This window comes from uncultured Sphingomonas sp. (assembly GCF_964244265.1).
Lineage (GTDB): Bacteria > Pseudomonadota > Alphaproteobacteria > Sphingomonadales > Sphingomonadaceae > Sphingomonas.
Map to the genome: position 1 here is coordinate 1 of NZ_CAXTHV010000043.1, position 20,437 is coordinate 20,437.

Below are 20,437 nucleotides of genomic sequence, written 5' to 3' on the forward strand. Positions count from 1 at the left end.
CCCGTCGCCTCCATGCCGCGCTCGACGAATACGTTGACGCTCTCGCCGTTGTTCGAGGCGCCCCAAGGGGGGTTGGTGTAGAAGCAGTCGAACAGCTCGCCCGGCTCCATAGCGTCGAGCACGTTGTAAAGCCGCGCGTCGAGGTTCGTGATCCGCTCGCGGTCGGCGAAGTTCATCACCGCCTCGACCGTGCGCTCGTCGAAGTCGAAGACCGTTATGTGCGAGGGGCCGAAGTTCAGCACGTCGCGGGCGCGCAGATAGGCGACGCACACGCTGATCGCGTCGCCATCCCCGATGAATGCCAGACGCTTGCCGTCGGCCCAGTCGGCGATCATCTCGCTCTGCAGCACCATGTCGCCTGTCTTCATGTGGATCTGGTCGAAGACCCGCAGGGGACGAGGCCGGTTCTGCACCACGTCGGACACCGCGTTGATGGCCTTCCGGAGATCGACGCGCCTTCGCTCCTGCGGTGCGGACGGCGCCACCTGCTCCGGCTGCTGGCCACCGCCGCGGACGATGCCGCCGATCCATCCGAGCACGCCCGTCATGCCAACCTCGCCGCCAGCCGGGCCACCAGCCAGTCGCGCGGTGCAGCCGTGTCGAACAGGTAGACCGGCCGCCCCAGCGACATGCCGTAGGTGGCCGCCACCGACGACTGGAGCGCGGTGTGCGTCCTGGCCTCCTCGACGGTCACCATCGGTCGCCCGCCGGCATCGGCGGCGATCCGCCTGCGCGTCTCATCGGGATCGGCGTAGAGCACCCAGATCTCGTCGGGCGCGAGCTGCGCGAAGCGTTCGAGCGAGAACGGCGTGATCCGGTAGCCGTATTCCTCCTTGGTGACCGGATGGCTGTCGATCAGGACGTGTTGCCGCCCGCGATGCCCCTCGACGAACGCGATCAGCGCGTCGTCGACCTCGTCGACGTCCGCCGGCGTCACGACGCCAGCCGACCGCGTCCGCAACTCGTCCTGGCTGGCGACCCCATCGACCCGACGCCGGACGTGCTCGGTTAGCCGCGCGCCGTATTCCCAGACCTGCAGGCCGGACACCTGCCCGGAAAGCATCTTGGTCGTCGAACTCTTCCCCGACGCCGGCGCGCCGGTCAGGTATATGACCTTAGGCATGAAAATCCCCCGATGGGGAGATCGTCGCGGATCGCCGCCGCGAGTCAAGGGGGCCGATCCGGTTCGGGTTAGTCGGGCAGGATTGCGGCCGTTGGCAGAGTCGCGAAAAGCGCATCGTCCGGCGGCAGCGCGATCACGCCCTCGACGGCGGCCGCGATGGCCATGCACGCTGCGCCGAAGGCGGCCCAGGCCTGCGCGTCGTCACTGCCGTAGCCCAGTGCGTTGACGTGCATCTCGAAGCATTTCGCATGGCCGAAGAAGGTGCGCAGCGGCGTGACCGTGATCTCGAACGTGTAGTGGTGCGAATCGCTGCCCGCGGTGCGGGCGAGCACGCCGCGCGTCAGCTCGTAGATGCGCTCGGCCGTGTTAAGCGCGGGCTTGCGGAAGGCGATCGCAACATACGACCCGACATACCGGTCGGGTTCCCCCTCCGATTCGGGCTCGCGACGAAACACGCCGCACTCGCACCCGAGCGTCATCAACGGCGAACCGACGGCGTTCAGCGTCTCAAGCAATGTGCGCAACCCGGCCGAGCGCCTGAGGTCAACGAGTTCCAGATCGGCGTCGCCGAGACCTATGACGCCATCGTCACGCCGACCGAGGACAAGGCGTTCACGCTGGTCGGCGAGGCGGTCGACCGGTCGGGGATGGCGCGCGCGACGTTGGCGCCCCGCGCTGGAATGGTCGCCGTGGTGCCGCCGCTGCGTCCGCGTCCGACCGCCACGATGAAGGACATGGGCATGGACATGTCGTCGATGGGCGACATGGGCGGCAAGAAGGACGGCATGGCCGGGATGGACATGTCGAAGCCGATGCCGGGAATGGACATGTCGGGCAGTTCCAGCGGCGCCATGCCGGGCATGTCGATGCCGCAGTCGCGCGGCGTCGATCCGACGAGCGAGCAGAACCGCTCGGCCACACTGGGCGGCGTCGAGCGGATGCCGCCGAGCATGGCGGGCATGGACCATTCGAAAATGGCGGGTATGTCGGGCTCGGGCGACATGGCCGGCATGGACATGGGCGCGATGAAGATGCGCGACTTCTCCTACGCCCCCGAGGTCAAGAAGGGACCCGGCGTCCAGACGATCTCGCCGATGCCGATGGACCGGACCGGCGAACCGGGCCAGGGTCTGGAAGACGTCGGCCACCGCGTGCTGGTCTACAAGGACCTGATGGCGCTCGAGCGGAATCCCGACGTGCGGGCGCCGTCGCGCAGTCTCGACATCCACCTGACCGGCAACATGGAACGCTTCATGTGGTCGTTCGACGGCGTGAAGATGTCCGACACGATGGAGCCGTTTCCTTTTACCGAGGGCGAGCGGGTGCGGGTCAACCTCATCAACGACACGATGATGGGCCACCCGATCCACATCCATGGCCACTTCTTCGAGCTGGTGACCGGGCACGGCGACCACGCGCCGAGGAAGCATACCGTGATCGTCCAGCCGGGCGGCAAGGTGACGTGGGACTTCACCGCCGACGCCGTCGGCGACTGGGCGTTCCACTGCCACCTGCTCTACCACATGATGGCCGGGATGATGCGGACCGTGAGCGTGCGTCCGAAGGGAGGTGCGGCATGATCCGCGTCGCCGCGCTCGCGGCCGGCACAGCAGTCGCCCTGATCGCATCGGCCGCCTCCGCCCAATCGATGCAGGGCATGCCGGGCATGAACATGCCGATGCCCGCAAAGAAGCCGGCTGCGAAGGCCAAGCCGGCCGCCATGAAGGCGAAGCCTGCTCCGGCGCGCAAGGCGGTTCGACCGTCGCCGAAGCGCGCGCCGAAACCAGCCGGATCCGGCGCCATGCCCGGGATGGACATGGGCAAGCCGGGCAAGACCGAAACGCCGACGACTATGCCGGGAATGGATATGGGTGCGCCGACCCAACCCGGCACCGCCTCGCCCCAAGCGATGCCGGGGATGGACATGTCCGGATCGAAGCCCTCAGGCGACATGGCCAGAATGACGATGCCCGGAATGGCGCAGACCGGAACGGCCTTGCCCGCCGGCGACGCTCCGGCCCCGCCGGCGCCGGGTGACCACTACGCCGACCGCTTCTTCCCCGCCCCCGTGATGTCGCGGTCGCGACGCGACATGATGCGCGAGCAGGGCGGCCGCCCGCTCGGCACGATCCTTTTCAACCTCGCCGAATACCAGGTGCGCTCTGGCCGCGACGGCTACCGCTGGGACGGGGAGGGCTGGTTCGGCGGCGACGTCAACCGGCTGACGGCGAAGACCGAGGGCGAGGGCATCTTCCGTGAGGGCGTGGACAGCGCCGAGGTGCAGGCGCTCTACAGCCGCGCGGTCGGGCCCTACTTCAACCTGCAGGCAGGCGTGCGGCACGACTTCAAGCCAACGCCGACCCGAACCTACGCGACAATCGGGTTCGAGGGCCTCGCACCCTACATGTTCGAGGTCGAGGGTGCCGCGTTCATCTCGCCGCAGGGCGACGTGCTCGGACGGCTGGAAGGCTATTACGATCAGCGCATCACGCAGCGGCTCATCCTCCAGCCACGCGTCGAGTTCAACCTCGCGGCGCAGGACATGCCGCGCCAGCGGATCGGCGCCGGGCTGACCGACGCCGAGCTGGGGCTGCGCCTGCGCTACGAGATCACCCGGCGCTTCGCGCCCTATGTCGGCGTGTCATACGAAGCGAAGACCGGTCGAACCGCCGACTATGCGCGTGCGGACGGCCAGCGGCCGACGTCGACCAGCCTCGTGGCCGGCGTGCGGTTCGGGTTCTGAGACGGTGATGGGACGTATCGGCCTGGCGTCAGCCGAGCAGGGAACAAGGAGTACATGGATGCCGAAGCCGATTATCGCCGTCCTCGCCGCAGCGGTCGTGGCGACCCTGCCCGCGGTCACCATCGCCGCCGTCCCGACGGCCCAAGGCGTAGAGGCTACCGACACCCGCGCCGTGACCGCCGTCCTGGCGCAATACAAGGCCGCGATCGAACAGCTCGATGCGCGCGGCACCGAACGACTGTTCGCAGCCGACGCCCAGATCTTCGAATCTGGTGGTGCCGAGGGCACTTACGCGAACTACCTCGAACATCACCTCACCCCCGAACTGGGCGAGTTCCGGTCGTTCAGTTTCTCCGACTATAGGATCGACGTCAGGTTCGTCGGCGGCGTCGCGCTCGCCACGGAAATCTACCGCTACCGGATCGTGCCGAAGGTCGGTGACCCTGCGGAACGCCTTGGCGTGGCGACGAGCGTGCTCCGCAAGACCGGCGACAGATGGCGCATCGTGTCGATGCACAACAGCGCGCGGCGACCGAAGGGGGCCTGACGCCATCGCGCGTGAACCCGATGATCGTCCTGCGGATTGGACGGCGAACGAGGAGGCGAAGGAAATGAAGAGGATCGACTGGCGACACCATATGCCCAGCGTCACTTTCGCGGGCGCGAGCCTCGCCGCGCTGATCGTCGCGACGGCCGCCTTCCTATATTTCGGGGTCTACAACATCGCTGCCGACGAACCGCACACGCGGCCCGTCTACGCGCTGCTCGAGAGCCTGCGCGACCGGTCCATCGCGGTCCATGCGCGTGGCATTCAGCCACCCGCCGACCTCGCGTCGCCGCAGCGCCTTGCGGTCGGCGCGGGCCTCTACAACGAGATGTGCTCGTCCTGCCATCTCGGGCCGGGCGTCGAAGCGTCCGAGCTGAGCAAGGGCCTGTATCCGCAGGCGCCGGTATTGGCCGAGGCGCAGGACCTGACCGCCGGTCAGCAGTTCTGGATCATCAAGCACGGGGTCAAGCTGAGCGCCATGCCATCGTGGGGAAAGACCCATCCTGATCCGCTGATCTGGGACATGGTGGCGTTCGTGCGCAAGCTGCCGGGGATGACGCCCGAGGAATACAAGCGGCTGGTCGCGAGCGCACCAGCCGACCACGACGAGATGATGAAGGACATGCCGGGGATGAAGTGACGCGCGGGGGCGACGGAACAGGAGAGACGACGTGAAAGACATGAAGGGCATGAAGAACGGCTACGCGAGCCTTGCGGTGCAGTCCGCGTTCAGCGGCGTCATCATGTATCTGGCGATGTTCGTCATGATTGATGGGCTCGGCAGCTTCTACAACAACCTCAACATGCTCTACATGACACTTATCATGCTCGCACCCATGACAATTGGGATGACCCTGGGGATGATGAGTATGTTTCCAAACAAGCGTGCAAACGCGGCCATCCTCGTGGTTTCGGCCGTCGCGCTCCTTGGATCGTTCGCACTGATCCGCACGCAGACGACGATCGGTGACACCGCCTTCCTCCGCTCGATGATCCCGCACCATTCGGGCGCCATCCTGATGTGTCGCGAGGCCAAGCTCCGGGACCCCGAGGTGAAGCGCCTGTGCGGCGAGATCATCAAATCGCAGCGGCAGGAGATCGACGAGATGAAGGGCATCCTGCAGCGCCTGTGAAACTAGATTCGCGCAAGCGCCATCTGCTAGAAGTCATCCGATAAGCCCGCGCAGGAGAACCCGCTTGCACGCCGACACGATCGAACACCACCGGCACAGCCACGTCTTCCTCGGCGAAGCGCACGATGCGAACCAGCGGCGCACGACGTGGGTCGTCGCGCTGACTGCGGGGATGATGGTGGTCGAAATCCTCGCCGGGTGGATCACCGGATCGATGGCGCTGCTCGCCGACGGGATGCACATGGCGACCCATGCGGGCGCACTCGGCGCGGCTGCGCTCGCCTACCGCTTCGCACGACGGCGTTCCGATGATCCCCGTTTCACATTCGGCACGGGCAAGGTCGGCGATCTCGCGGGCTTCGCCAGCGCGCTGATCCTGGCGCTCGTGGCGATCGGCATTGCGGTCGAATCCGTCCGACATCTACTCTCACCGGTCGCCATCGCCTATGGCGAGGCTCTATGGATCGCGGCGCTCGGGCTCGCCGTGAATCTCGCCAGCGCATGGCTCCTCGGTGGCGGCCACGATCATGGACATGCCCACCACCATCATGATGGCGACCATGCCCACCAGCACGATAACAATCTCCGTTCGGCCTATTTCCACGTCCTGGCCGACGCCCTCACGTCGGTCCTGGCGATCGGCGCGCTGCTCGCCGGCCTCTATCTGGGCTGGCGATGGATGGATGCCGCCATGGGTATCGTTGGGGCCGCGGTCATCGCGCGCTGGTCGTGGAGTTTGTTGCGCGAGACGGGGGTGGTCCTGGTCGATGCGACGGCCGATCCGGCGCTCGCCGAAGAGATTCGCGAGGCGATCGAAGACGGCGACGCCGCCATTACGGACCTCCACGTCTGGCGGGTGGGACCGGGACGCTACGCCACCATCGTCTCACTGGTCGCGGCGGAACCGCTCGCGCCCTCGGCCTATGCCGAGCGCCTGCGCATTCACGACGAGCTGGTCCATATTACTGTGGAGCCGCATCGCTGTGCCGGTTCGCACCACATGCGGCGGGCGGCATAGACACCTGTGCGCGGTGCGGACGAAATCAGTCGCGAAGCGGCGGAGTGCGACCGTTACCGGGTTTTCAGACCAGATGCGATCGTCGTTCGACGCCGTAGCGATCAAAGTCGCTCTAACGCCGGTTGCGTGCGCTGTAACTTCGGATCACGAGACGGCGAATTGACTTTCGCCATGTCATCTCGCACCCATAACGAATGCTGAAGCTGCTGCGCCATCTCCTGCTGGTCGGAGTCCTGTTCGGGCTCGCCGGCAATGGCGTCGCTGTGGCCGCGCCGTGCATCCTGATGGTGCCCGGCCAGCCAGCGGCAATGGCCGACATGCCGGACTGTGCGATGGGCACGAATTGTCCCGATTGCGATGCCAAACTGGCCAAGAGCGGCAAGAGCAAGGGTGACAAAGCCCCGCCCGCTGGCTGCATGTTGATGACCGGCTGCTCGGTCGCGATGGCCATGAAGGACATCTCTCCTGTGGCCGCTTCGAGTGTCGCGGTCGCGGCACCGCGGTTCTGGATGGTCGCCGCACCTCTGGCCAGTCGCGCCATCGCTCCCGAGCCGGAACCACCCACACTCCTCGGCTGAACCGAACCGGCGTCGCTGATCGCCTGATCGTGCCGTGCTGCGGCACGCGATCGACCGATCCGCATCGCCAAACCGCATTTCAATCGAGGATCATCACCATGAAGATTTCCATCTGCGCCGCCGGCGTCGCGGCTGTGTTCGTATCTTTTATCTCGGCTCCATCGGCTTTCGCTGCCGATTCAATGCCGACCACCTCAACCGGCCATTACGAATGGCGCGCACAGCCCAGTTACGGGCCACGCACGCCGGCTCGCGCGCCGGTGCGCGTTTGGGTCAGCGACGGTAAGGCAATGGCCGCCGGTTGCGACTACGGCATGATGCGCGGTTCCGAGGCGCAGGCGGCGGGCATGGCCATGCCGATCAACGGCCGCCCCGCCTCTCAAGGCTGAACAGCCGTCACACGCGAGGGCGCAGCGGCTGGGAATCCGCCGGCTGCGCCCCAGCGACGACGGACGCCACTTCTTTCCGGAGGCGACAATGAGACTTCTCTGCACGATAATCGCGGGTGTCGCGCTTCCATCGGCTGCGCTGGCCGGACCGCTCACCTTCGACGATGCGCTTACCAAGGCGCGGGCCGACGCGCCGTCGATCAAGGCGAAGGTGCTCGCCGCCGATGCGACCCGTTCCTCGCGCATCGCGGCGGGGCAGTTGCCGGACCCCAAGCTCGGGCTCGGCATCGACAGCTTCCCGATCTCGGGGCCGCTCGCGTTCCAGCCCTCGCGCGACAACTTCACCTGGGCGAGGATCGGCATCTCGCAGGACATCCCGAACCTCGCCAAGCGCCGCGCCCAGCGGGGCCGCGCAGATACCGACATCGCCGTCGCCGATGCCGCGACCGCTGTCGAGCTGCGCGTCGTCGAGGTCCAGACCGCGATCGCCTGGATGAGCCTTGCCTATGCCGAACGGCGACTTGCCGCGCTCGACGACGTGCTCGCAAAGCTCGCCCGCATCGTCCGGACGTCGCCCAGCGCGGTCGCCTCGGGCAACGCGCGTCCCGCGCAGACCTTGGCGGGCCGCGCGGCGTTGGCGCGGCTACAGGATCGTCGCGCCGAGTTGGTGGCGGCAGTGGCGCGCGCGAAGGCCGAGCTGACCCGGTGGACCGGCGAGGCCGATCCCGATATCGCCGGGAGCCTGCCCGACATCACGGTCGATCCGGTGCACCTGCGCGCCGGCCTCGACAAGCAACCCGCGCTCGTCCTGCTTGCGGCGCAGGCAAACCGGGCGGACGCCGATCTGCGGTTGGCGCAAGCCGACCGTCGTCCGGATTTCGGGGTCGATCTCTCCTACCAGCGGCGTGACCCGCGCTTCGGCGACTATGTCTCGGCGGGCGTGACGATCGGACTGCCGCTGTTCAAAAAGCGCCGACAAGACCCCGTCATCGCGGCGCGCGCCGCCGATGCGGGCGCCGCCCGCGCGGACGCCGATGCGGCACTGCGTGCGCTGACCGCCGATCTCGACGCGGGGCTCGCCGACCACGTCATGCACCATGATCAGTGGGTGCGCGCGCGCGATGTCCTGCAACCGCTCGCGCAGGAGCGCGTCAACCTTGAGGTGGCGAGCTATGCTGCCGGGCGCGCGAGCCTGATCGACCTCGTCGATGCCCATACCGCGCTGGCCGACGCAATCCTCGAGACGCTCGACCGTGAAGCCACCGTTGCCGCCGATGGCGTGCGGCTCAACCTCTTGTTCGGGAGCGCCGACCGATGACCCTCACATCGCTGCAACGCTCGCAACTCGCGGCCACGCTCTCCGCCGTCGCTCTCGTGGCGGGCGCGGGGGGCTATTATCTCGCCGGATCGCAGGGCGGAACAGCTGCGCCCGGAAAGACCGACGCGCAAAAGCCGCTTTATTACTACGACCCGATGGTGCCGGGCGAGCATTACGACAACCCGGACTCGCTGTCGTCGATGGGAATGAAGACCGTTCCCAAATATGCCGATGACAGCGGCGATCCAGCCGCCGCGCCTGGCTTTAAAATCGACCCTTCCGCGATGCAGAGCCTCGGCATCCGGCTGGCGACCGCGACGGAAGGCACGCTCGCCGGCTCGCTCGACGTCACCGGCGCGATCGATTTCAATCAGCGCGACATCGCGATCGTCCAGGCTCGTGCCACTGGGTTCATCCAGCGCGTCTATGGCCGGGCGCCCGGCGACGTGATCCGCGCCGGGGCGCCCATCGCCGACGTGCTGGTGCCGGAATGGGGCGGTGCGCAGGGCGAATACGAGGCGGTGCGCAAGACCGGCGACCCGACCCTGATCGCCGCCGCGCGCCAGCGGTTGCGGCTGATCGGCGTGCCGGGCGGCGCAGCGGGCGGGCGCGGCATGACCACGATCCGCAGCCCGATCGGCGGCGTCATCACGACGCTCGACGCACGCGCCGGCGTCACGCTCGCCGCCGGTCAAACGCTGGCACAGGTCAACGGGCTCGGGACGGTCTGGCTGAACGCCGCCGTCCCCGAAGTTCGTGTCGGTGACGTGAAGATCGGTCAAGCCGCGACCGCGGAGCTGGCAGGCTTCCCCGGCGAACGGTTTACCGGTCGCGTCATCGCGGTATTGCCCACCGCGCAGGCCGACAGCCGGACGCTGACCGTCCGCATCGAACTCGCCAACCGCGACGGGCGGCTGCGCCCCGGCATGTTCGCCACGGTCCATCTTGGCGACAAGTCGCGATCCGCGCTACTCGTGCCGAGCGAAGCCGTCATCCGCACCGGCAAGCGCACGCTGGTGATGCTCGCCCTGGACAAGGGGCGATTCCGGCCAGCGGAGGTCCGCATCGGCCGCGAGGCTGGCGGCCAAACCGAAATCCTCGCCGGGCTTGCGGCGGGGGAAAAGGTCGTCGCTTCGGGCCAGTTCCTACTCGACAGCGAGGCGAGCCTGACCGGCATCGCGGCCCGGCCGATCGCGGGCGACGCCAAATGATCGCGCGGATCATCGCGGCGTCGGTTAAGGCGCGCATCCTCGTCCTGCTCGCGGCGCTCGCGCTGGTCGCGATCGGCGTCGGCGCGGTGCGAACGACAGCGGTCGATGCGCTGCCCGATCTGTCCGAGGTCCAGGTCATCATCCGCACGACCTATCCCGGACAGGCGCCGCGCATCGTCGAGGACCAGGTCACTTATCCCATCACGACGACGATGCTGTCCGTTCCCGGCGCGCGGGTTGTGCGCGGCTATTCGTTCGTCGGCGACAGCTTCGTCTATGTGCTGTTCGACGACCAGACCGACCTCTATTGGGCGCGCAGCCGCGTGCTCGAATATCTGAGCCAGGTGCAGGGCCGCCTGCCCGACGGCGCGAAGGCTTCGCTCGGCCCGGACGCGACCGGCGTCGGCTGGGTTTATGAATACGCGCTGGTCGACCGGACCGGCCGTCACGACCTCGCCCAGCTACGCAGCATTCAGGACTGGTTCCTGCGCTACGAGTTGAAAGCGGTGCCCGGCGTTGCCGAGGTCGCCAGCATCGGCGGCATGGTCAAGCAGTATCAGGTAATCCTCGATCCGCAGAAGCTCGCCGCCTACGGCATCCCGCACGCGGCGGTGATCGAGGCCTTGAAGCGCGGCAACCAGGAGAGCGGCGGGTCGGTGCTGGAGATGGCCGAGGCCGAATATATCGTCCGCTCGACCGGCTACCTCGCCTCGCTCGACGACTTCCGCGCGATCCCCTTGAAGACCGTCGGCGGCACGCCGGTAACGCTCGGCGACGTGGCAACCATCCAGGTCGGACCCGACATGCGGCGCGGCGTCGCCGAGCTGAACGGCCAGGGCGAGGTTGCCGGCGGTGTCGTCGTCATGCGCCAAGGCAAGAACGCGCGCGAGGTTATCGACGGCGTGCGCACCAAGCTCGACGAGCTGAAGAAGAGCCTGCCGCCGGGCGTCGAGGTGGTCACGACCTACGACCGCTCGGGACTGATCGACCGCGCGGTCGACAACCTCACCGGCAAGCTGATCGAGGAGTTCATCGTTGTCGCGATCGTCTGCGCGCTGTTCCTCTGGCATGCGCGCTCGGCGCTGGTCGCGATCCTGACGCTGCCGCTCGGCATCCTCGCCGCGTTCATTGCGATGCGGGTCCAGGGGCTCAATGCCAACATCCTATCGCTGGGGGGTATCGCCATCGCGATCGGCGCGATGGTCGATGCGGCCGTCGTGATGATCGAGAATGCGCACAAGCATCTCGAGCACTGGACGCGCGACCATCCCAACGAAACGCTGGCCGGGCCGGAGCGATGGCGGGTGATCACGGCCGCGGCGGTCGAAGTCGGGCCGGCGCTGTTCCTGTCGCTGCTCATCATCACCTTCTCGTTCGTTCCGATCTTCTCCCTCCAGGGTCAGGAGGGACGGCTGTTCGCGCCGCTCGCGTTCACCAAGACCTATGCGATGGCGGGCGCGGCGATCCTGTCGATTACGCTGATCCCGGTGCTGATGGGCTATCTCATCCGGGGGCGCATCCCATCGGAAAACGCGAACCCGATCAACCGCGCGCTTACCCGAGTCTATCGTCCCGCGCTCGACTGGGTGTTGGCGCGGCCGAAGAAGGCGCTGATAATCGCCGCGCTGGTGTTTGCGACCAGCATCTGGCCGATCAGCCAACTCGGCGGCGAGTTCATCCCGAAGATGAACGAGGGCGACCTGCTCTACATGCCATCGGCGCTGCCGGGCATCTCGACCGCCAAGGCGGGGCAGCTGCTCCAGCTGACCGACCGGCTGATCAAGACCGTGCCCGAGGTTGACAGTGTGTTCGGCAAGGCCGGCCGCGCCGACACCGCGACCGATCCCGCGCCGCTCGAAATGTTCGAGACGACGATCCGGTTCAAGCCGAAGGATCAGTGGCGGCCGGGAATGACGCAGGACAAACTGATCGACGAACTCGACCATGCGGTGAGGGTGCCCGGCCTCGCCAACTTCTGGATCCCGCCGATCCGCAACCGCATCGACATGCTGTCGACCGGGATCAAGAGCCCGATCGGGATCAAGGTGGCGGGCTCGAACCTGGCCGAGATCGACGCGACCGCGCGCGAGATCGAGCAGGTCGCAAAGACGGTCCCGGGGGTTAGTTCGGCACTCGCGGAGCGGCTGACCGGCGGACGCTACATCGATGTCACCATCAATCGCGCGGCATCTGCCCGCTACGGGCTCAACGTCGCCGACGTTCAGTCGGTGGTATCGAGCGCAATCGGTGGCGAAACGGTCGGCCAGACGGTCGAGGGGCTGGCGCGCTACCCGATCAGCGTGCGCTACCCTCGCGAACTGCGCGACAGCGTCGATTCGCTGCGCAACCTGCCCGTCCTGACGCCATCACTCCAGCAGGTAACTCTCGGCACGGTCGCGGACATCAACGTCAGCGACGGGCCGCCAATGCTGCGCACCGAGAACGGGCGGCCAGTGACGTGGATCTACGTCGACGGGCGTGGCGCGCCGCTGACCACTATCGTCGGTAATCTCCAGCAAGCAGTCGCCGCCAAGGTGAAGCTGCCGCCCGGGATCAGCGTCAGCTACACCGGGCAGTTCGAGTTCCTCCAGCGCGCGGTCGAGCGGCTGAAGATCGTCGTCCCGGCGACGCTGCTGATCATCTTCCTGCTGCTCTACGCGACGTTCCGGCGGCTCGACGAGGCGGCGCTGGTGATGGGCACGCTGCCGTTCGCGCTGACCGGCGGGGTGTGGCTGCTCTACCTGCTCGGCTACAACCAGTCGGTCGCGACCGGGGTCGGGTTCATCGCGCTCGCGGGAGTGTCGGCGGAGTTCGGCGTGGTGATGCTTATCTACCTGAAACACGCGCTCGCTGATCGCGGGCCATCGCCAGATGAACGAGCGGTGGAGGCTGCGGTGCGCGAAGGGGCCCTCCTGCGGGTCCGCCCGAAGGCCATGACGGTCGCGGTCATCCTCGCCGGCTTGCTTCCGATCCTCGTCGGCACCGGCACGGGCTCGGAGGTGATGAGCCGCATCGCCGCGCCGATGATCGGCGGCATGCTGACCGCACCGCTTCTGTCGATGCTAGTGATCCCGGCTGCATACCTGCTGTTGCGGCGGCGACCCGGCGATCATTCCAATCCCAGCCAAGGAGAACCGAAATGACCCACAGGATGTTGCTCGCAGCGGCCCTGCCGCTCGCGATCGCCGGATGCGGCAAGCCGGCGCCGCAGGCGGCCGGGCCGGACAACGGGTCAATGGCGGGCACGAACTTGCCTGCCGAGACCAAGTCCGGCCATGGCAGCGGTGTCGTCACCAAGATCGATGCCGCTTCCGGCGAGGTCACGCTGCAGCACGGACCGGTGACCGAACTCGGATGGCCGGCGATGACGATGACGTTCTCGGGCAGGCCGGCAGCGCTCGACGGGCTGAAGGTCGGGGACAAGGTCGACTTCGCTTTCGACTGGGACGGAAAGGCGGGGAGGCTTACCTCGATCACGAAGCGGTGAGAGTAGCGGGTAAGGCGAGCCGTGGCCGTAATTGGCGAACGACCATTCCGTCGCTAACTGCTACAGGCGCCGTGAACGGCCAGCCGGTGGAGCAACATGAATGACCAATCGAGCCTCAACCGCGAATTGCCGCCGAACCCGTGGACGAACCTAATGCGTCTTCCCGACCTATGGCCAGGCAAGCTCAATTGAGTCCAAGAACAGTCTATTCAAGGCCAAACGGAGCTTAATTGGGTCCGTTAAGACCAGGGTCAGACGTCGAGATTGGCGACGCTGAGCGCGTTTTCCTGGATGAACTCGCGTCGCGGCTCGACCACGTCGCCCATCAGTCGCGTGAAGATCTCGTCGGCGATGTCGGCCTGGTCGATCGCCACGCGCAGCATCGACCGATTGGTCGGATCGAGCGTGGTTTCCCACAATTGCTCGGCGTTCATCTCGCCAAGCCCCTTGTAGCGCTGGATCGACAGGCCCTTGCGGCCCGCGGTCAGGATCGCCTCAAGCAGCTGCGACGGGCGCGAGACCAGCGCCTCGCCCTTGCCGACCGTCCTGTCGACCGTCCTGTCGATCGCCACCGGTTCGTCGCCGTCCTCGTCCTCCTCCTCTGCCTGTTCGCCGGCCTGACGCGCCGCATCGTCGGCCGCGGCGGCGCGCGAGGGCACCAGCTTGGCGGGCAGGAGGTAGCTGGCCGCCTGTTCGTCGGCCAAGGCATGGAGCTTGCGCGACTCGGCGGACAGCAGGAACGCCGCCTCGACGATGTGGTGATCGGTCACCCCGCGCCAGGCGCGCTCGAAATGATAGCCGCCCTCCTCGGTCACCCGCGCCGACCAGCGCGCATCGGCATCGGCGGCGTCCAGCCGCGTGACGACGCTGGTCAGCGATGCGGCGTGCTCGGCGGCGGCCGCCGCGGGATCGAGCCCGCCGCCCAGCGCCAGCGATTCGATGATCATCGGATCATAGCGGCGCGGCACGTAGCGCATCAGCGTGCGCATCCGGCGCGCATGCTCGACCAGCGCGCGCAGGGCGTCGCCGGCGCGCTGGCCGTCGGGTGCGTCGAGCACGGTGCCGGTCACGCCATTGTCGACGAGATATTGGTCGAGCGCGGGATCGTCCTTCAGATATACTTCGGATCGTCCGCGGGTCGCCTTGTACAAGGGCGGCTGGGCGATGAAGAGGTGCCCCGCCTCGATGATCTCGGGCATCTGGCGATAGAAGAAGGTCAGCAGCAACGTCCGGATATGCGCGCCGTCGACATCGGCATCGGTCATGATGACGATCTTGTGATAGCGCAGCTTGTCGAGCTTGAAGTCGTCGCGGCCGATGCCGGTGCCCATCGCCTGGATCAGCGTGCCGATCTCCTTGGACCCCAGCATGCGGTCGAACCGGGCGCGCTCGACGTTCAGGATCTTGCCGCGCAGGGGCAGGATGGCCTGGAAATGGCGGTCGCGGCCCTGCTTGGCCGAGCCGCCTGCCGAATCGCCCTCGACCAGGAACAGCTCGGACCTGGCCGGGTCCTTTTCCTGGCAGTCGGCGAGCTTGCCGGGCAGGCTGGCGATGCCCATCACCGACTTGCGGCTTGCCTCGCGCGCTTTCTTGGCGGCCTCGCGGGCCGCGGCGGCATCGATCACCTTCTGGATAATCTGACGCGCATTGGCCGGATTTTCCTCCAGCCAGTCGGCCATCTTGTCGGCGAGCAGCGATTCGAGCGGCTGGCGCACCTCGGACGAGACGAGCTTGTCCTTGGTCTGTGACGAGAATTTCGGATCGGGCAGCTTGACCGAGACGATCGCCGTCAGCCCCTCGCGCATGTCGTCGCCGGTCAGCGCGATCTTCTCCTTCTTCAGGATGCCCGATTTCTCGGCATAGCCGTTGAGCGTCCGGGTCAGCGCCGAACGGAACGCCGCCAAATGCGTCCCGCCGTCACGCTGCGGGATGTTGTTGGTGAAGCACAGGACGTTCTCGTAATAGGAATCATTCCATTCCAGCGCGACGTCGATGCCGATATCGTCGCGCTGTCCCGTAATCGCGATCGGTTCGGGAAAGAGCGGTGCCTTGGCGCGATCGAGATATTTCACGAAGGCGGCGATCCCGCCTTCATAGAACAGCTCGACCGTCCGCGGTTCTTCATGCCGCGCATCGGTCAGAAACAGCCGCACCCCCGAATTGAGGAAGGCGAGTTCGCGATAGCGGTGCTCGAGCTTGTCGAAATCGAACTCGACGATCTTGAACGTGGCCGGGCTGGGCAGGAAGGTGACCCGCGTGCCCTTCATGCCCGGCGCCGGGCCGACGACCTTCAGCGGCGCGACGGCATCGCCGAACGCGAAGCGCATGTAATGCTCCGTCTCGTCGCGCCAGATCGTCAGGTCCAGCCATTCGCTGAGCGCATTGACCACCGACACGCCGACGCCGTGCAGCCCGCCCGATACCTTATAGGCATTGTCTTCCGACGTGTTCTCGAACTTGCCGCCGGCGTGGAGCTGGGTCATGATGACCTCGGCCGCCGACACGCCTTCCTCGGCATGGATGCCGGTCGGGATGCCGCGGCCGTTATCGGTGACGCTGACCGATCCATCGGGATTGAGCGTGATGTCGATCCGGTCGCAATGCCCGGCCAGCGCCTCGTCGATCGCGTTGTCGGATACCTCGAACACCATGTGGTGCAGGCCCGATCCGTCGTCGGTATCGCCGATATACATTCCGGGGCGTTTGCGGACGGCGTCGAGCCCCTTCAGGACCTTGATCGAATCGGCGCCATAGTCGTTTGGATTCTGCGGTTCTGCCATGACAAGCATATAGGGAAAGGGGCCGCACAACGGAAGCGAAATGGCCAAGTCGCCCCAGTCGGAGTGGAAACGGTCACGCTGGCCGAATAGGGCGGCGGCACGCCAAAGTTCACACAAGTTCACACGGTCGACACTGGTCCGGGGCATCAAGCGCACGCGATCGGTCGGGCCAGATGAGAAAGCCGGCTTGGTCAAAGAGCCGCGCGACCATAATGGCAAGCGGGGCGGTAGGACAGCTCATCAGGCCGGCGTCACGCCATCGGCGTCAACGCGATAGAAGGTGGTCCGGCCGATGCCGGTGAACAGGGCGCGTTCGGTCCCGGTCATCCAGGTCTGCCCGCCATCCGCCGCCAGCCGATCGAACAGCGACGCGCGGCGCAGCGGATCGAGATGCGCCGCGACTTCGTCGAACAGCAATATCGGCGGATGACCGGTCCGCGCGGCGGCCAGCGCCGCATGAGCCAGGATGATGCCGATCAGCAGCGCTTTCTGCTCGCCGGTCGAACACAAAGCGGCGGCTTGCCGCTTTTCGACATGGGTCGCCGCCAGGTCGCCGCGGTGGGGCCCGGCGAGCGTGCGGCCGGCGGCGGCGTCGCGGGCGCGATCGCGAGCCAGCATGGCGGCGGTCGCCGGGCCGCCGGTCAGCACCAGGGTAGCGCGGGGGAATGCGCCTTCGGGTTGGTCGGCCAGCCGCTCGGTCAGCGCCGCCAGCACGTCGCGCCGTGCCGCGTCGATTGCCGCGCCGTGCTCGGCCATCTGCGCTTCCAGCGCGGCCAGCCACTGGCCGTCGGGGCGTTCCTCGGCCAACAGCCGGTTGCGTGCGCGCATCGCCGCCTCGTACCGCGCCGATCGGATGCCGTGCGCCGGGTACAGCGCCAGCACCAGCCGATCGAGGAAACGCCGCCGCTCGCCGGCCGGCTCGACGAACAGGCGGTCCATCGCCGGGGTCAGCCACAGCAACGTCACCCGCTCCGCCAGCGCGGCCGCCGTCGCGGGGGCGCCGTTGATCCGGACGACGCGTCGCTCGGGCGCGCTCGCCAGCGTACCGGTGCCGATCTCTGTCAAGGAATCGATCGTCGCCGCAACCCCGAACCCGCCGCCGCCGTCCTGCCGCGCCATGTCGGACAGCGCCGCGCGCCGCAGACCGCGGCCGGGCGCGAGCAGCGACACCGCCTCCAGCACGTTGGTCTTGCCCGCGCCATTGTCGCCGGTCAGCACGACGAAACCGGGGCCGGGGGCCAGCCGCGCATCGGCATGGTTGCGGAAATCTGTCAGGATCAGGCGAGTCAACATCGTGCGGGGCGGCTATCGCACGGGTCTTGCCATAGTGCGATGCCTGGGCTGCATTGGCCGGCACCGCAAAACGTGCTCTCAGCGCGTTTTCACACAGTCTCTAAGCGATGGCGCCCGACACGGTGCTAAACCCGCATCGGCATCAGCACGTACAGCGCCGGCGCCTTGTCGTTCTCGCGGATCAGCGTCGGGGCGCTGGCGTCGGCCAGGTGAACCTCGACCGTCTCGCCGGCGATCTGTCCCAATATGTCGAGCAGATAGCGTGAATTGAACCCGATCTCGAACGGGGCGGCGGCATAGTCGCCGGGGACCTCCTCGGACGCGGTGCCGTTTTCGGGGCTGGTCACCGACAGCGTGATCCGGTCGCGGTCGAGCGCCATCTTCACCGCGCGCGTCTTTTCGGTGGCAATCGTCGAGACGCGATCGACGCCTTCCTCGAAACTGCGCGGATCGAGCTTCAGGATCTTGTCGTTGCCGGTCGGGATCACGCGGCTGTAATCGGGGAAGGTGCCGTCGATCAGCTTTGACGTCAGCAGCGCCTGGCCGAGATCGAAACGGATCTTCGACGGCGACAGCGACACGCCGACCGAGCCGTCAATCTCGTCGAGCAGCTTGCGGAGTTCGGCCACGCATTTGCGGGGGATGATGACGTCGGGCATGCCGTCGGCGCCGTCGGGCCGCGGCATGGTGACGCGCGCCAGCCGGTGGCCGTCGGTCGCCGCCGCCTTCAGCACCGGCACCGGATCGTCGGACACGTGCAGGAAGATGCCGTTCAGATAGTAACGCGTCTCCTCGGTCGAGATCGCGAAGCGCGTCTTGTCGATGATCTGCTTGAGCGTCTCGGCGGGCAGCTCGAACGCGACGGGCAGTTCGCCTTCGGCAATCACCGGGAAGTCGTCGCGCGGCAGCGTGCCGAGCTGGAACCGTGCGCGCCCGGCGACGATCGTCATCCGGCCCTCGGCCGCCGCCAGCTGGACCTGCGCGCCCTCGGGCAGCTTGCGGGCGATGTCGAACAGCGTGTGCGCGGATACCGTCGTCGCCCCCGGCTGATCGACCGACGCCGCGATCGACTCGTTGATCTGCAGGTCGAGGTCGGTCGCCATCAGCTTCAGCGTGCCCTCGGCGGTCGCCTCGATCAGCACGTTCGACAGGATCGGGATGGTGTTGCGCCGCTCGACCACCGACTGGACATGGCTCAGCCCCTTGAGGAGGGTCGCGCGTTCGATCGTGGCCTTCATCCAGAATCCCCCGGGCCCGCCGCCCCTTTTCGTCCCTCCGAGCGTCCCGTGCCGGGGGCAATTCGCCGTGTCCTTTCCTTACTGATAAAAGGGACGGGGGCAAGCGCCGCAAGGGTGCGGGCCATCACGGCAACCGTGCCGTGGCGGCATCCGTGGCGAGGCCGTTGCGTTTCGGGCGCGGGCGTCCGATGCCGACATCATGAAATCGACAAGGTCCCGCCAAGCGCTGCTGTTCGCGATCCTCGTCGCGGCAGCGCCGGCTGTCGCGCGTGACGCGATCGGCGTCTATGGCGGCTGGGGGGCGTTTGCCGATGCCGCGCCGCGGCGGTGCTTCGCGATCGCCCAGCCGGTCGTGGCGAGCAGCCCGCTGGCCTTTGCCAGCATCGCCGACTGGCCCCGCCGCAACATCCGGGGCCAGCTCCACGTCCGGCTCAGCGACCGGCGGGCCAGGCAGGGCCGCGTGACGCTGTCGATCGGCGAGCGGCGGTTCGAGCTGGTCGCGGGCGACACCGACGCCTGGGCACCCGACGCCCGCACCGACGCGGCGATCGTCGCGGCGATGCGCGTCGGCCGCAGCATGAGCGTCGAGGCGCTGGCGACGACCGGCCGGCCGTTCGCCGACACCTATGCGCTGACCGGCGCCGCCACCGCGATCGACGCCGCCGCGCTGGCATGCCGGGGGTGATTCTTGACTTTTTCGGGCGGTCCTGTATCCAATGGTGACCGTTCCCGGCTTGCCGTCCTGAGCCTCTCGCAAGAGCAGGTATCAGTTCAGGGCCGCTCCCGGAGACAATTTTTCTAGGCATCGGCATGGCGACGGCAATTTCCGGGCATATCGATCCCGTGCCCGTTCCGCGCGCGGCGGTGGCGCGTGCCGATGGGCGGATCGATTTGATCGGGATCGGCAAGGACGAGGTGCGCGCGACCCTGCTCGCCGCGGGCATGGAGCCGCGCCAAGCGAAGCTGCGCGCCAAGCAGATCTGGCACTGGCTATATAATCGCGGGACGACCGACTTCACGGCGATGACCGACATCGCCCGGGTGCAGCATCCGTGGCTGGCCGAGCGCTTCGTGATCGGTCGCCCGGAAGTGGTCGAGGCGCAGGTCTCGACCGACGGGACGCGCAAGTGGCTGCTGCGGTCGCACGACGGGCAGGAATACGAAATGGTGTTCATCCCCGACGCGGATCGCGGGACGTTGTGCGTGTCGAGCCAGGTCGGGTGCACGCTCAACTGCCGGTTCTGCCATACCGGCACGATGCGGCTGGTGCGCAACCTGACGCGCCAGGAGATTGTCGGCCAGGTGATGCTGGCGCGCGACGCGCTGGGCGAATGGCCCTCTCAACCCGAGGGTCGGATGCTGACCAATATCGTCATGATGGGGATGGGCGAGCCGCTCTACAATTTCGACAATGTGCGGGACGCGTTGAAGCTCGTCATGGACGGCGACGGGCTCGCGCTGTCGAAGCGCCGGATCACGCTATCCACCTCCGGCGTGGTGCCGATGATGGCGCGCGCGGGCGCCGAGATCGGGGTCAACCTGGCGGTGTCGCTCCACGCCGTGACCAAGGACGTCCGCG

General features: G+C 67.2%; 19 protein-coding genes and 1 pseudogene. 14 read left to right on the plus strand and 6 right to left on the minus strand.

Features of this window, described 5'->3' with window-relative positions:
• From ACFE7K_RS14445 to ACFE7K_RS14455, 3 genes are all read right to left on the minus strand, one after another.
• Positions 1-548: bis-aminopropyl spermidine synthase family protein (locus tag ACFE7K_RS14445; protein ID WP_375398903.1), on the minus strand; the 548-nt coding region annotated here is incomplete at its 3' end.
• The gene (locus ACFE7K_RS14450; RefSeq protein WP_375398904.1) at positions 545-1,123 is read right to left on the minus strand and encodes an AAA family ATPase; all 579 of its coding nucleotides are present in this window, start codon (positions 1,121-1,123) and stop codon (positions 545-547) included. The genes ACFE7K_RS14450 and ACFE7K_RS14445, both read right to left, overlap by 4 nt.
• 68 nt (positions 1,124-1,191) lie before the next feature.
• A complete protein-coding gene (locus ACFE7K_RS14455) occupies positions 1,192-1,638 on the minus strand; it encodes a hypothetical protein (RefSeq protein ID WP_375398921.1) in 447 nt (148 codons plus the stop codon).
• A gap of 27 nt (positions 1,639-1,665) precedes the next feature.
• Between ACFE7K_RS14455 and ACFE7K_RS14460 the strand changes: the two are divergent.
• From ACFE7K_RS14460 to ACFE7K_RS14515, 12 genes and pseudogenes are all read left to right on the plus strand, one after another.
• A pseudogene (locus ACFE7K_RS14460) lies at positions 1,666-2,703 on the plus strand (multicopper oxidase domain-containing protein); the annotation flags it as partial.
• Positions 2,700-3,866 carry a copper resistance protein B gene (locus ACFE7K_RS14465; protein WP_375398905.1) on the plus strand — a complete coding sequence of 389 codons (1,167 nt, stop codon included), beginning with the start codon at positions 2,700-2,702 and terminating at the stop codon, positions 3,864-3,866. The pseudogene ACFE7K_RS14460 and the gene ACFE7K_RS14465, both read left to right, overlap by 4 nt.
• Before the next feature lie 58 nt (positions 3,867-3,924).
• A complete protein-coding gene (locus tag ACFE7K_RS14470; protein ID WP_375398906.1) occupies positions 3,925-4,413 on the plus strand; it encodes a YybH family protein in 489 nt (162 codons plus the stop codon).
• A gap of 64 nt (positions 4,414-4,477) precedes the next feature.
• Positions 4,478-5,053, plus strand: coding sequence for a c-type cytochrome (locus ACFE7K_RS14475; RefSeq protein WP_375398907.1), 576 nt, complete (start codon positions 4,478-4,480; stop codon positions 5,051-5,053).
• A 40-nt stretch (positions 5,054-5,093) separates the two neighbouring features.
• Positions 5,094-5,546, plus strand: coding sequence for a DUF305 domain-containing protein (locus ACFE7K_RS14480; protein WP_375398920.1), 453 nt, complete (start codon positions 5,094-5,096; stop codon positions 5,544-5,546).
• Between the two features lie 64 nt (positions 5,547-5,610).
• Positions 5,611-6,564: a CDF family Co(II)/Ni(II) efflux transporter DmeF gene (gene dmeF / locus ACFE7K_RS14485; RefSeq protein ID WP_375398908.1), complete on the plus strand. Its 954-nt coding sequence runs from the start codon at positions 5,611-5,613 to the stop codon at positions 6,562-6,564.
• 194 nt (positions 6,565-6,758) lie between these two features.
• Positions 6,759-7,142, plus strand: a complete 384-nt coding sequence (locus ACFE7K_RS14490) for a hypothetical protein (protein ID WP_375398909.1) — start codon at positions 6,759-6,761, stop codon at positions 7,140-7,142.
• Between the two features lie 98 nt (positions 7,143-7,240).
• On the plus strand, positions 7,241-7,531 hold the full coding sequence (locus ACFE7K_RS14495; RefSeq protein WP_375398910.1) for a hypothetical protein: 291 nt from the start codon (positions 7,241-7,243) through the stop codon (positions 7,529-7,531).
• A gap of 88 nt (positions 7,532-7,619) precedes the next feature.
• Complete coding sequence (locus ACFE7K_RS14500; protein ID WP_375398911.1) at positions 7,620-8,849, plus strand: TolC family protein; 1,230 nt, start codon at positions 7,620-7,622, stop codon at positions 8,847-8,849.
• Positions 8,846-10,060 (plus strand): efflux RND transporter periplasmic adaptor subunit, encoded by a 1,215-nt coding sequence (locus ACFE7K_RS14505; protein WP_375398912.1) that lies wholly within the window; start codon positions 8,846-8,848, stop codon positions 10,058-10,060. The genes ACFE7K_RS14500 and ACFE7K_RS14505 overlap by 4 nt, the downstream gene beginning before the upstream one ends.
• Positions 10,057-13,203, plus strand: coding sequence for an efflux RND transporter permease subunit (locus ACFE7K_RS14510; protein ID WP_375398913.1), 3,147 nt, complete (start codon positions 10,057-10,059; stop codon positions 13,201-13,203). The genes ACFE7K_RS14505 and ACFE7K_RS14510 overlap by 4 nt, the downstream gene beginning before the upstream one ends.
• Positions 13,200-13,547 (plus strand): copper-binding protein, encoded by a 348-nt coding sequence (locus tag ACFE7K_RS14515; protein WP_375398914.1) that lies wholly within the window; start codon positions 13,200-13,202, stop codon positions 13,545-13,547. The genes ACFE7K_RS14510 and ACFE7K_RS14515 overlap by 4 nt, the downstream gene beginning before the upstream one ends.
• Positions 13,548-13,798: 251 nt before the next feature.
• Here ACFE7K_RS14515 and gyrB read toward each other — a convergent pair whose 3' ends face one another.
• The 3 genes from gyrB to dnaN all read right to left on the minus strand — a co-directional run bounded on the left by gyrB (position 13,799) and on the right by dnaN (position 18,858).
• The gene (gyrB, locus tag ACFE7K_RS14520; protein WP_375398915.1) at positions 13,799-16,327 is read right to left on the minus strand and encodes a DNA topoisomerase (ATP-hydrolyzing) subunit B; all 2,529 of its coding nucleotides are present in this window, start codon (positions 16,325-16,327) and stop codon (positions 13,799-13,801) included.
• A 240-nt stretch (positions 16,328-16,567) separates the two neighbouring features.
• Positions 16,568-17,620, minus strand: a complete 1,053-nt coding sequence (recF, locus tag ACFE7K_RS14525; protein WP_375398916.1) for a DNA replication/repair protein RecF — start codon at positions 17,618-17,620, stop codon at positions 16,568-16,570.
• 125 nt (positions 17,621-17,745) lie between these two features.
• Positions 17,746-18,858 carry a DNA polymerase III subunit beta gene (gene dnaN, locus ACFE7K_RS14530; protein WP_375398917.1) on the minus strand — a complete coding sequence of 371 codons (1,113 nt, stop codon included), beginning with the start codon at positions 18,856-18,858 and terminating at the stop codon, positions 17,746-17,748.
• A 199-nt stretch (positions 18,859-19,057) separates the two neighbouring features.
• Between dnaN and ACFE7K_RS14535 the strand changes: the two genes are divergently transcribed.
• Both ACFE7K_RS14535 and rlmN read left to right on the plus strand, forming a co-directional pair.
• A complete protein-coding gene (locus ACFE7K_RS14535) occupies positions 19,058-19,543 on the plus strand; it encodes a hypothetical protein (protein ID WP_375398918.1) in 486 nt (161 codons plus the stop codon).
• 125 nt (positions 19,544-19,668) lie between these two features.
• On the plus strand, positions 19,669-20,437 hold a 769-nt coding region (gene rlmN, locus ACFE7K_RS14540; RefSeq protein ID WP_375398919.1), incomplete at its 3' end, for a 23S rRNA (adenine(2503)-C(2))-methyltransferase RlmN.

What these genes read in the sequence shown, in the direction of transcription:
- ACFE7K_RS14495 (WP_375398910.1), top strand. Translation starts at nt 7,241, where the DNA reads ATGAAGATTTCCATCTGCGCCGCCGGCGTCGCGGCTGTGTTCGTATCT.
- ACFE7K_RS14470 (WP_375398906.1), top strand. Translation starts at nt 3,925, where the DNA reads ATGCCGAAGCCGATTATCGCCGTCCTCGCCGCAGCGGTCGTGGCGACC.
- ACFE7K_RS14450 (WP_375398904.1), bottom strand. Translation starts at nt 1,123, where the DNA reads ATGCCTAAGGTCATATACCTGACCGGCGCGCCGGCGTCGGGGAAGAGT.
- ACFE7K_RS14500 (WP_375398911.1), top strand. Translation starts at nt 7,620, where the DNA reads ATGAGACTTCTCTGCACGATAATCGCGGGTGTCGCGCTTCCATCGGCT.
- ACFE7K_RS14510 (WP_375398913.1), top strand. Translation starts at nt 10,057, where the DNA reads ATGATCGCGCGGATCATCGCGGCGTCGGTTAAGGCGCGCATCCTCGTC.
- gyrB (WP_375398915.1), bottom strand. Translation starts at nt 16,327, where the DNA reads ATGGCAGAACCGCAGAATCCAAACGACTATGGCGCCGATTCGATCAAG.
- ACFE7K_RS14490 (WP_375398909.1), top strand. Translation starts at nt 6,759, where the DNA reads ATGCTGAAGCTGCTGCGCCATCTCCTGCTGGTCGGAGTCCTGTTCGGG.
- ACFE7K_RS14480 (WP_375398920.1), top strand. Translation starts at nt 5,094, where the DNA reads ATGAAGGGCATGAAGAACGGCTACGCGAGCCTTGCGGTGCAGTCCGCG.
- ACFE7K_RS14505 (WP_375398912.1), top strand. Translation starts at nt 8,846, where the DNA reads ATGACCCTCACATCGCTGCAACGCTCGCAACTCGCGGCCACGCTCTCC.
- ACFE7K_RS14535 (WP_375398918.1), top strand. Translation starts at nt 19,058, where the DNA reads ATGAAATCGACAAGGTCCCGCCAAGCGCTGCTGTTCGCGATCCTCGTC.
- ACFE7K_RS14475 (WP_375398907.1), top strand. Translation starts at nt 4,478, where the DNA reads ATGAAGAGGATCGACTGGCGACACCATATGCCCAGCGTCACTTTCGCG.
- ACFE7K_RS14515 (WP_375398914.1), top strand. Translation starts at nt 13,200, where the DNA reads ATGACCCACAGGATGTTGCTCGCAGCGGCCCTGCCGCTCGCGATCGCC.
- ACFE7K_RS14465 (WP_375398905.1), top strand. Translation starts at nt 2,700, where the DNA reads ATGATCCGCGTCGCCGCGCTCGCGGCCGGCACAGCAGTCGCCCTGATC.
- recF (WP_375398916.1), bottom strand. Translation starts at nt 17,620, where the DNA reads ATGTTGACTCGCCTGATCCTGACAGATTTCCGCAACCATGCCGATGCG.
- dnaN (WP_375398917.1), bottom strand. Translation starts at nt 18,858, where the DNA reads ATGAAGGCCACGATCGAACGCGCGACCCTCCTCAAGGGGCTGAGCCAT.